7 protein-coding genes are annotated in these 10895 nt (G+C 72.0%); 6 read left to right on the forward strand and 1 reads right to left on the reverse strand.

Features of this window, described 5'->3' with window-relative positions:
• The first annotated feature begins 5 nt into the window (after nt 1–5).
• The 5 genes from ACFWN1_RS11995 to ACFWN1_RS12015 all read left to right on the forward strand — a co-directional run bounded on the left by ACFWN1_RS11995 (nt 6) and on the right by ACFWN1_RS12015 (nt 9011).
• Nucleotides 6–929 carry a serine hydrolase gene (locus ACFWN1_RS11995; protein ID WP_384360208.1) on the forward strand — a complete coding sequence of 308 codons (924 nt, stop codon included), beginning with the start codon at nt 6–8 and terminating at the stop codon, nt 927–929.
• A 308-nt stretch (nt 930–1237) separates the two neighbouring features.
• Nucleotides 1238–4957: an ABC transporter ATP-binding protein gene (locus ACFWN1_RS12000; protein ID WP_384360210.1), complete on the forward strand. Its 3720-nt coding sequence runs from the start codon at nt 1238–1240 to the stop codon at nt 4955–4957.
• Nucleotides 4958–5061: 104 nt separating this feature from the next.
• Entirely contained in the window at nt 5062–5484 is a 423-nt protein-coding gene (locus ACFWN1_RS12005; protein ID WP_384360212.1) for a hypothetical protein, read from the forward strand.
• An 87-nt stretch (nt 5485–5571) separates the two neighbouring features.
• Complete coding sequence (locus tag ACFWN1_RS12010; protein WP_384360214.1) at nt 5572–7005, forward strand: S28 family serine protease; 1434 nt, start codon at nt 5572–5574, stop codon at nt 7003–7005.
• Between the two features lie 164 nt (nt 7006–7169).
• A complete protein-coding gene (locus ACFWN1_RS12015; protein WP_384360216.1) occupies nt 7170–9011 on the forward strand; it encodes a glycoside hydrolase family 3 protein in 1842 nt (613 codons plus the stop codon).
• 61 nt (nt 9012–9072) lie between these two features.
• On the opposite strand, the gene ACFWN1_RS12020 is transcribed toward ACFWN1_RS12015, so the two are convergent.
• The gene (locus ACFWN1_RS12020; RefSeq protein WP_384360218.1) at nt 9073–10014 is read right to left on the reverse strand and encodes an aldo/keto reductase; all 942 of its coding nucleotides are present in this window, start codon (nt 10012–10014) and stop codon (nt 9073–9075) included.
• Nucleotides 10015–10141: 127 nt separating this feature from the next.
• Between ACFWN1_RS12020 and ACFWN1_RS12025 the strand changes: the two genes are divergently transcribed.
• Nucleotides 10142–10741 (forward strand): TetR family transcriptional regulator, encoded by a 600-nt coding sequence (locus ACFWN1_RS12025; RefSeq protein ID WP_384360220.1) that lies wholly within the window; start codon nt 10142–10144, stop codon nt 10739–10741.
• Nucleotides 10742–10895: the final 154 nt, after the last annotated feature.

The following is a 10895-nucleotide window of genomic DNA, read 5'->3' on the forward strand; positions in this document are numbered from 1 at the left end:
CGTGCATGACGCACCGGATATCACCCCGCGCCCGTAAGAGAGCGCTCGCTGCCGTGGTCGGAGGGGCGCTGCTCGTGCCCGTCTTCGGCGCGGCCCCCGCCTCCGCCGCCACCGCGGTCAGCTGCACCTCCGCCAAGGCGGGACTCGCGGCCAAGCTGAGCAAGGACATCACCGCGGCCCTCGCCCACCGCGGGGGGAGCGTCGCGCTCGGAGTGTACGAGGGGGCCACGAAGACGACCTGCACGCTGCGCGCGACCAGCGCGTACGACTCGGCAAGCACCGTCAAGGTCACTGTGCTGGCGGCCCTGTTGTGGGACGCGGGGAAGCACAACCGGTACCTGACCAGCACCGAGACCTCGCTCGCCACGGCGATGATCACGAAGTCGGACAACGCCGCGACCAGCAAGCTCTGGAAGCAGCTCGGCCCGACGAAGGTCAAGGGCTTCCTGACGGCCGCCGGGATGACGAAGACGGTGCCGGGCGCGAACGGCTACTGGGGCCTGACCCAGATCAACGTCACCGACGAGCAGAAGCTGCTCAAGCTCGTCACCACCACCAACTCCGTACTGAGCGACAACTCCCGTTCCTACATTCGGAAGCTGATGGGCGAGGTCGTCTCCTCCCAGCGCTGGGGCACCCCGGCCGGGGCCCCCTCCACCGTCGCCGTACACGTCAAGAACGGCTGGCTCCAGCGCGCCACCCACGGCTGGCGCGTCCACAGCCTCGGCACCTTCGACGGCGGCGGCCACAACTACACCATCACCGTGCTCACCCAGGACAACAGCACGATGGACTACGGCGTCACCACCATCCAGAACGTCGCCAGGGCCATCCACAAGGACCTCGTCCCGGCGGCGTCCAAGTCCGCCGTCTACGTCCCCACCAGCACCCCCCGCGAGGCGTTCGTCGCGACCCCGCCGCAGGGCTGATCCTTCACCGGGCCCACCGGCCGGTCACCGTGCGCACCCCACGGTGACCGGCACGCACGGGGAATCTCCGCCGTCAGCCCCAGCGCCCCCGCCCGCTCCTCCCCGTGCCGCCGGATCTCCGCGTCCGGTGTGTCGATGTTGCCCCTGTCCATTCCCGCCTCCAGCGCGGAGTCCGTACGACGCGACGCATTCCAGTACAGACCCGGACACCCTGCCCGCCGGGCGACACGCCCGTGCCCGGAATACCCCCTTGCACCGCCGCGTTTGTGCCTCACGGAAGATCAGGCAGAGCGACGGAGGACACCCGCGTGGGACCGCAACGAGGATGGGCGCGACGGCTGGCGGGATACGCCTGGCGCCATCCGAAGGACGTCGTCCTGGCGCTGGGCGCCTCCCTGGGCGGGATGGCCGTCCTGGCCGTTGTCCCGCTGATCACCAAGGTGATCATCGACGACGTGATCGGCGACCACACCCGGGACATGGCACCCTGGGCGGGCGCCCTGGTCGGCGCCGCCGTGCTGATCTACGCCCTCACCTTCGTCCGCCGCTACTACGGCGGCCGGCTCGCCCTGGACGTCCAGTACGACCTGCGCACCGGGATGTACGACACGATCACCCGGCTCGACGGCCGCCGCCAGGACGAGCTGTCCACCGGGCAGGTCGTCGGCCGGGCCACCAGCGACCTCCAGCTGATCCAGGGCCTGCTGTTCATGCTCCCGATGACCATCGGGAACGTCCTGCTCTTCCTGATCTCGCTCGGCATCATGGCCTGGCTGTCGCTGCCGCTGACCCTGGTCGCGCTCGCCGTCGCCCCCGCCCTCGGCTGGATCGCGCGCCGCAGCCGGACCCGGCTGCACCCCGCCACCTGGTACGCCCAGGCACAGGCCGCCGCCGTAGCGGGCGTGGTCGACGGCGCGGTGAGCGGCGTACGCGTGGTCAAGGGCTTCGGGCAGGAGGACCAGGAGACCGGGAAGCTGCGCGAGGTCGGCCGCAGGCTGTTCGCGGGACGGCTGCGCACCATCCGGCTGAACAGCAAGTACACCCCCGCCCTCCAGGCCGTCCCCGCGCTCGGCCAGGTCGCGATGCTGGCCGTCGGCGGCTGGCTCGCCGTGCGCGGGCACATCACGCTGGGCACCTTCGTCGCCTTCTCCACCTACCTCGCCCAGCTCGTCGGCCCGGTCCGGATGCTCGCCGTGGTCCTCACCATCGGCCAGCAGGCCCGCGCGGGCACCGAACGCGTACTGGAGCTGATCGACACCGAGCCGACCCTGAAGGACGGCACCAAGACCCTCCCCGCCGACGCCCCCGCCTCCGTCGAGTTCGACGGCGTCTCCTTCGGCTACGACCCCGCGCGACCGGTGCTCGACGGGCTCAGCCTGGAGATCCGGCCCGGCGAGACCCTGGCCGTGGTCGGCTCCTCCGGCTCCGGCAAGTCCACCCTCTCCCTGCTGCTGCCTCGCTTCTACGACGTCACCCACGGCGCCGTCCTGATCGGCGGCCACGACGTGCGCGAGCTGACGCTCGACTCGCTGCGCGCCGCGATCGGCCTGGTCCCGGAGGACTCCTTCCTGTTCTCCACCACCGTCCGCGAGAACATCGCGTACGGCCGCCCCGACGCCGGCCAGGACGAGATCGAGGCCGCCGCCCGCGCCGCCCAGGCCGACCGCTTCGTCCGCGAGCTGCCCGACGGGTACGACACCAAGGTCGGCGAGCACGGCCTGACCCTCTCCGGCGGCCAGCGCCAGCGCCTCGCGCTCGCCCGCGCCCTGCTCACCGACCCCCGCCTGCTGGTGCTGGACGACGCCACCTCGGCGGTGGACGTGACGGTCGAGCACGAGATCCATGAGGCGCTCGCCCACGTCATGGCGGGCCGCACCACCCTGCTCATCGCCCACCGCCGCTCCACCCTGAGCCTCGCCGACCGCATCGCCGTGCTGGACGGCGGCCGCCTGGTCGACCTCGGCACCGACGAGGAGCTCCAGCGGCGCTGTCCGCTCTACCGCAGGCTGCTCACCGACCCCGACGAACTGGGCGCCCCCTCGCCGGGCCGCGCCCGCCCGGCCGAGCCGGCCGAGGACACGATCCTCCGGGAGGAACTGGACGCCGAGTTCGACGCCGGGCGCGGGGTCACCCCCAGGCTGTGGACCGGCGACCGTACCCCGAGGGAGCAGACCCTCTCCGGCACCCCGGCCACCCCCGAGCTGCTCGCCCAGGTCGAGGCGCTGCCCCCGGCCACCGACACCCCGGACGTGGACGAGGCCCGCGCGGTCCGCGCCGAGGACTCCTACGGGCTGCGCCGCCTGCTGCGCGGCTTCGGGCGCCCCCTGCTGGTCAGCCTGGCGCTGGTCGCCGTGGACGCGGGCTCCGGCCTGCTGCTGCCGGTGCTGATCCGGCACGGCATCGACGAGGGCGTGACCCGTACCGCCCTCGGCGCGGTCTGGGCTGCCTCCCTGCTCGGGCTGCTCACCGTGCTGGTGCAGTGGACCGCGCAGTACGGCGAGACCCGGATGACCGGCCGCACCGGCGAGCGCGTGCTGTACGCGCTGCGGCTGAAGATCTTCACCCAGCTCCAGCGGCTCGGCCTCGACTACTACGAGCGCGAGCTGACCGGCCGGATCATGACCCGGATGACCACGGACGTGGACGCGCTGTCCACGTTCCTCCAGACCGGCCTGGTAACCGCGTTCGTCTCGGTCGTCACCTTCTTCGGCATCATGGGCACCCTGCTGGTGCTGGACGTCCGGCTGGCCCTGGTCGTGTTCGCCACCCTGCCCCCGCTGATCCTCGCCACCTTCTTCTTCCGCCGGGCCAGCGTGAAGGCGTACGAGCTGGCGCGGGAGCGGGTGTCGGTGGTCAACGCCGACCTCCAGGAGTCGGTGGCGGGCCTCAGGATCGTGCAGGCGTTCCGCCGCGAGCGGGACGGCGGGCGCCGGTTCGCCGAGCGCAGCGACTCCTACCGGCAGGCCCGTATCCGGGGCCAGTGGCTGATCTCGGTCTACTTCCCGTTCGTGCAGCTGCTGTCCTCGGTCGCGGCCGCCGCCGTGCTGATCTCCGGCGCGGGGCGGGTGGAGGCGGCCACGCTGACCACCGGCGCGCTGGTCGCCTATCTGCTCTACATCGACCTGTTCTTCGCCCCGGTGCAGCAGTTGTCCCAGGTCTTCGACGGCTACCAGCAGGCCACCGTGTCGCTGCGCCGTATCCAGGAGCTGCTGCGCGAACCCGCCTCCACCGGGTCGGCCGCCGCCCCGCTGGACGTGCTCTCGCTGCGCGGCGACATCGCCTTCGAGGACGTGTCCTTCGCCTACGGCGACGAGGAGGAGGCGCTCACCGGCATCGACCTCGCCATCCCGGCCGGGCAGACCGTGGCGTTCGTCGGCGAGACCGGCGCGGGCAAGTCGACCCTGGTCAAGCTGGTGGCCCGGTTCTACGACCCGACCTCGGGCCGGGTCACCGCCGACGGCACCGATCTGCGCGCGCTCGACCTCACCTCGTACCGGCACCGGCTCGGGGTGGTGCCGCAGGAGGCGTACCTGTTCCCCGGCACGGTCCGTGACGCCATCGCCTACGGGCGGCCCGAGGCGAGTGACGCCGAGGTGGAGGCGGCCGCGCGGGCGGTCGGCGCGCACGAGATGATCGCCACCCTCGACGGCGGCTATCTGCACGAGGTCGCCGAGCGCGGCCGCAACCTCTCGGCCGGCCAGCGCCAGCTGATCGCACTGGCCCGCGCCGAACTGGTCGACCCCGACGTGCTGCTGCTGGACGAGGCGACCGCCGCGCTGGACCTGGCCACCGAGGCGCAGGTCAACCACGCCACCGACCGGCTCGCGGGCCGCCGTACCACCCTGGTGGTGGCGCACCGGCTCACCACGGCCGCCCGTGCCGACCGGGTCGTGGTCATGGAGCACGGCCGGATCGTGGAGGACGGCCACCACACCGACCTCCTCGCCCGCGAGGGCCGCTACGCCGGCATGTGGCGGACCTTCATCGGCGAGTCGGAGCCGGAGGAGCCGGTCGGCGTCACCCCGTGAGCGGCGCGTTCTCCTGACGGCCGCGCAACCGTCCGGCACATCCGACGCGTCCGTACATCAGTACGTAGATCGCAAAAATGTGCCCATGGCGTGAGCGTGTGCTCATGGAGCGGGGAGGGACGGCCGTGAACCGTGGGGCCGGTGGGACGGTACGACGGTTCACGGCGCTCGGCCTGGCCGCGCTGAGCCTGTCCGGGGTGTTCGCCCTCGCGGCCCCCGGCACCGCCGAGGCGGCCACCGCCGGACGGTGCGCCGGGCGCGAGGTGCGCGTCCTGCCGTTCGCCACCGGCACCGTCCACCTCTACCGGAACAACGGCTATGTCTGCGCCGTCACCGTCGCCCGGAAGCCCGGCACCGGCGGCCCGCTCCTGGTCAGTGTGCAGGCGCGCGGCAACCGGCCGGTGACCGCCCGGGGCCGCCACCGGCACCAGGCCGGACCGGTCACCGTGCACGCCGGGCACCGGTGCGTGAGGGTGCGCGGCGCGGCCGGCCGGGGCACCGTCAGCTCCGGCTGGATTCTGTGCTGATCGCGCGAAACGGTCAATCCCCTCTGGTGTGAAGCCGGTTGCTCGGATAGCTTCCGGCGGACATCTGTCTCACAGGGGAGAGTGCGCATGCGCAAGGCGCTGAGATGGCTGCTGGCGCTCACGGTGCTCATCGGCACACTGGGCACGGCGGGCACAGCGGGAGCGGTCACCACCGCACCGCCGGCACCCACGGACATCAAGGACCGGCTGCTGGCGATACCCGGCATCAGCCTGGTGGAGGAGAAGCCGTACACCGGCTACCGCTACTTCGTCCTGAACTTCACCCAGCCGGTCGACCACCGGCACCCGGCCCGGGGCACCTTCCAGCAGCGGATCACCGTGCTGCACAAGGACGTGAGCCGCCCGACCGTCTTCTACACCAGCGGCTACAACGTCTCCACCACGCCGTCCCGCCGCGAGCCCACCCAGATCGTGGACGGCAACCAGGTCTCGCTGGAGTACCGCTTCTTCACCCCGTCCCGTCCGGCCCCGGCCGACTGGTCCAAGCTGGACATCTGGCAGGCCGCCAGCGACCAGCACGCCGTCTACGAGGCGCTGAAGCCGCTGTACTCCGCCAACTGGCTGGCCACCGGCGGCTCCAAGGGCGGCATGACGGCCACCTACTACGAGCGCTTCTACCCCCGCGACATGGACGGCGTGGTCGCCTACGTCGCCCCCAACGACGTGGTGAACAAGGAGGACTCGGCCTACGACCGCTTCTTCGAGCGCGTCGGCACCAAGGAGTGCCGTGACAAGCTGAACGCCGTCCAGCGCGAGGCCCTGGTCCGCCGCGAAACGCTGGAGAAGCGGTACGCGCGGTACGCCGCCGACAACGGCTACACCTTCACCACCGTCGGCTCCCTGGACAAGGCGTACGAGGCCGTCGTCCTGGACTACGTGTGGGGCTTCTGGCAGTACAGCGGCCTCGCCGACTGCGGCACCATTCCGTCCGGCGCGGCCACCGCGACCGACGACGCGATCTGGGACTCGGTCGACACCATCTCCGGCTTCTCCGCCTACACCGACCAGGGGCTGGAGCAGTACACGCCGTACTACTACCAGGCGGGCACCCAGCTCGGCGCGCCCACCATCCACTTCCCGCACATCGAGCGGAAGTTCATCCGCTACGGCTACCAGCCGCCGCGCGACTTCGTGCCCAGCTCCATCCCGATGCGCTTCCAGCGGGGTGCCATGCGGGACGTGGACCGCTGGGTCCGGCACGACGCCCGGCACATGCTCTGGGTGTACGGGCAGAACGACCCGTGGGGCTCGGAGCGGTTCCGCCCCGGCGCGGGCGCCCATGACGCCTACGTGTTCACCGCGCCCGGCATGAACCACGGCGCGAACGTCGCCGGGCTCGTCGCCGACGAGCGCACCTTCGCCACCGCCCGCATCCTCAAGTGGGCCGGGGTGGCGTCCCCGGCGGTCCAGGCCGACCCGTCGGCGGCGAAGCCGCTGGCCCGGTTCGACGGCAAGCTGGACGTACGGGACGTGGAGCGCGAGCCCGCGCTGCGCCCGTAGGGCAGTCGGGGGAGGGGGGTGCCGGTTCGTCCGGTGCCCCCCTTCTCCGTTTCCCCTCGCGGTGGATGACGCCCCGTGAGTTCCCTTGACGGAAAGAAACTTCCCGGATATTGGTGACTTCCGAAAGTTTCCTTCAGCGGTTCTCTCCTTCGGAAGGGGCGCACGTGCACCACACCAGCACGGGAAGCACGGGAAACACCGCCGGGCCCTCCAGACGGTCCCTGTTCGCCGCGACGGCCGGCCTCGGCGCCGCGCTGGCCGTCCCCGCAGCCTCCGGCAAGGCCCACGCCACCGCCCCGGACGACGCGGCGCTGCGCGCGGTCATCGCCCGGATGACGCTGGAGGAGAAGGTCGGCCAGCTCTTCGTCTCCCGGATCTACGGCCACTCCGCCACCGCCCCCGACCAGGCGGACATCGACGCCAACCTGACGGAACTCGGCGTCCGCACCGCCGACGAGCTGATCGAGCGGTACCGGGTCGGCGGCATCATCTACTTCGCCTGGGCGCACAACACCCGTGACCCGCACCAGATCGCCGACCTCTCCAACGGCATCCAGCGCTCCTCGCTGACCCGGCCGCGAGGCCTGCCCATGCTCATCGCCACCGACCAGGAGCACGGCGCCGTCTGCCGGATCGGCAAGCCCGCCACCCTGCTCCCCGGCGCCATGGCGCTGGCCGCCGGCCGCTCCCGCACCGACGTCCGCACCACCGGCCGCATCTCCGGCACCGAGCTGCGCGCGCTGGGCGTCAACCAGGACTACGCGCCGGACGCCGACGTCAACGTGAACCCGGCCAACCCGGTCATCGGCGTACGGTCCTTCGGCGCCGACCCGGAGCTGGTGGGCATCCTGGTCGCGGCCGAGGTGGAGGGCTACCGGGCGGCCGGGGTCGCGGCCACCGCCAAGCACTTCCCGGGCCACGGGGACACCGCCGTCGACAGCCACACCGGCCTCCCCGTCATCACGCACAGCCGGGAGCAGTGGGAGACGCTGGACGCGGTGCCGTTCCGGGCCGCCGTCGCCGCGGGCATCGACTCGGTCATGACCGCGCACATCCAGTTCCCGGCGCTCGACCCCTCCGGCGACCCCGCCACCCTCTCCCACCCGATCGTCACCGGCATCCTGCGCGGCGAACTCGGCTACGACGGCGTGGTCATCACCGACTCCCTCGGCATGGAGGGCGTCCGCACCAAGTACGGCGACGACCGGGTACCGGTGCTCGCGCTCAGGGCCGGGGTCGACCAGCTGCTCAACCCGCCGTCCATGGAGGTCGCCTGGAACGCGGTGCTCACCGCCGTGCGCGACGGCGAACTGACCGAGGCCCGCGTGGAGGAATCGGTTCTCCGCATCCTGCGGATGAAGGCGAGACTCGGCCTGTTCCGCAGCACCCGCGTCACCCGCGCCGGAGTCGACCGGACCGTCGGCGACAGGCGGCACCTGGCCGCCGCCGACCGCATCGCCGAGCGCACCACGACCCTGCTGGTGAACGAGGGCCACCTGCTCCCGTTGGACCGCCGCCGGCAGCCGAGAATCCTGGTCGTGGGCGCCGACCCGGCCTCCCCGTCCGGCACCACCGGCCCGCCCACCGGCGTACTGGCCACCGCGCTGACCGAACTGGGCTTCACCGCGACGGCGTGGTCCACCGGTACCGCACCCACGGCGGACGGCATCGCCAAGGCGGTCACGGCCGCCGAGGACGCCGACGCGGTGATCGTGGCGACGTACAACGTGACGGCGGGCAGCACCCAGCGCACCCTGGTTAAGCGGTTGCTGGCCACCGGCCGCCCGGTGATCGCCCTGGCGATCCGCAACCCGTACGACGTCGCCCAGCTCACCGAGGTCAGGGCGCACCTGGCTGCCTACTCCTGGACCGATGTCGAACTCCGCGCCGCCGCCCGGGTCATCGCGGGCCGGGTCGAGCCACGCGGCAAGCTCCCGGTGCCGGTAGCACGGGCGGACGACCCGGCCCGGGAGCTGTATCCCCTCGGGCACGGGCTGACCTACTAGAGGCCCCCTGGACCCCGTCGGCCTCCGAGCGGACCGGTGACGATCGGAGGCCGTCCCGGCGTCAGCCCATGTGCCCGCCGACCGCTCCGGCCGGGGCGATCTCCGCGATGCGGGCGAGGTCCCCGGGGGTCAGGGTGACGCCGGCCGCGGCGACGTTCTGGGCGACGCGTCCGGCGTCGCGCGAGCCGGGGATGGGGACGATGTAGTCCTTCTGCGCTAGCAGCCAGGCCAGCGCGAGCTGGGCGAGGGTGACACCCTTGTCGTCCGCGAGGCGGCCGAGGCCGGCGGCCAGGGCGCGATTGACGTCGATGTTCTCCGGTGCCCACCAGGCCAGGAGCTGACGGAAGTCGTCGGCGGCGTAGTGCTCCCGGGACCTCACCGGGGCGCCGCTGAGGAAGCCGCGCGCGAGGGGCGAGTAGGCGACCAGGCCGATGCCCAGCTCCTCCAGGACGGGCAGCAGGGGCCGCACCCCGTGCTCGAAGACCGAGTACTCCTGCTGAAGCACCGAGATCGGGTGCACGGCGTGGGCCCGGCGGATGGCGTCCTCGTCGGTGTTGGACAGCCCGAGGTACCTCACCTTGCCCGCGTCGACGAACTCCTTCATCACGCCCACCACGTCCTCGACCGGGACCTCGGGGTCGGGCATGTGCTGGTAGAGGACATCGATCACGTCGACACCGAGGTTGCGCAGACTGTTGTCCACGACCTCGCGGATGTGCTCGGGCCGCGAATCGCTCGCGTAGGTGGGGGTCAGGCCGAACTTCGTCGCGATGGTGACCTCGTCGCGGATCTGCGCCAGGGCGTGCCCGAGCAGCTTCTCGCCCTCGCCCCAGCCGTACATCTCCGCCGTGTCGAAGTGGGTGACGCCGAGTTCGTGCGCGTGCCGGATCGCGGCGATCGACCCGGTGTCGTCCGACGGCCCGTAGCCCATCGCCGTGCCCATCGCGCCGTAGCCGAGGGCAGAGACCTTGAGCCCCTGTGACCCCAGAGTCCGCAGTTCCATGTGATCTCCCGCTTGTCCTCAGGAGGTCTCCGCCCGGAGGCGGGACCAAACCAAACCGTTCGGTTCTACCGTACGCCTCGACCGGCCTCCCGCCAAACCGAACGGTTCGGTCCGTTATTCTGGGCGTATGCCTTCCGCGACGACGCCCGCTCCCGACTCGACCCGCGAACGCATCCTCGCCGCGGCCACCTCCGAGTTCGCCCGGTACGGGATCGCAGGGGCCCGTATCGAGCGGATCGCGAAGACCGCGCGGACCAGCAAGGAGCGTCTCTACGCCCACTTCCGCAGCAAGGAGGAGCTGTACGCCACCGTCGCCGCCCGTGAGCTGACGGCCGTCACCGAGGCCACCCGGCTGGACCCCGCGGACCTGCCCGGATACGCGGGCCGCCTGCACGACCACTTCACCGCCCACCCCGAGCGGCTGCGGCTGATGGGCTGGGGCCGCCTGGAACTGGGCGGGGCCGCGCCCGCGAGCGCCGACGACCCGGTCCGGACGACCATGCGGCACAAGACCGAGCAGCTCCGCGCCGCACAGCGGTCCGGCCGGCTCGACCCGGACTGGGACCCCGCCGACATCCTGCTGTTCGTCAGTCAGCTCGCCATGTCCTGGGTCGGCCAGAGCGAGCTGCTGCCCACCGGCGAGGACGAACGGACCGCGTTCCTCGCCGCCCGCCGGGCCGCCGTCGTCCAGGCGGTGCAGCGCCTGTTCCCGGCCACCGCGTCCTGAGGGCCGCCCCGCGGAGGCCCGCAGAGGCCCGCGGAAAAAATCTTCAGCGGGAGTGCAACCCTCCGCCGCCGACCGGTGTCGTACTACGCGTCAGGGTTTCCGGGGGGATTCCGTGGGGGGATCGCGAAGCTCTGACGAATAGGGGGAAAGCCGA

It is taken from the genome of Streptomyces sp. NPDC058459 (assembly GCF_042721685.1).
In the GTDB taxonomy this organism is placed as follows: domain Bacteria; phylum Actinomycetota; class Actinomycetes; order Streptomycetales; family Streptomycetaceae; genus Streptomyces.

Bases quoted from the DNA above. Each gene is read 5' to 3' on its own strand.
- ACFWN1_RS12010 (WP_384360214.1), top strand. From the start codon at position 5,572: ATGCGCAAGGCGCTGAGATGGCTGCTGGCGCTCACGGTGCTCATCGGC.
- ACFWN1_RS12005 (WP_384360212.1), top strand. From the start codon at position 5,062: ATGGAGCGGGGAGGGACGGCCGTGAACCGTGGGGCCGGTGGGACGGTA.
- ACFWN1_RS12025 (WP_384360220.1), top strand. From the start codon at position 10,142: ATGCCTTCCGCGACGACGCCCGCTCCCGACTCGACCCGCGAACGCATC.
- ACFWN1_RS11995 (WP_384360208.1), top strand. From the start codon at position 6: ATGACGCACCGGATATCACCCCGCGCCCGTAAGAGAGCGCTCGCTGCC.
- ACFWN1_RS12020 (WP_384360218.1), bottom strand. From the start codon at position 10,014: ATGGAACTGCGGACTCTGGGGTCACAGGGGCTCAAGGTCTCTGCCCTC.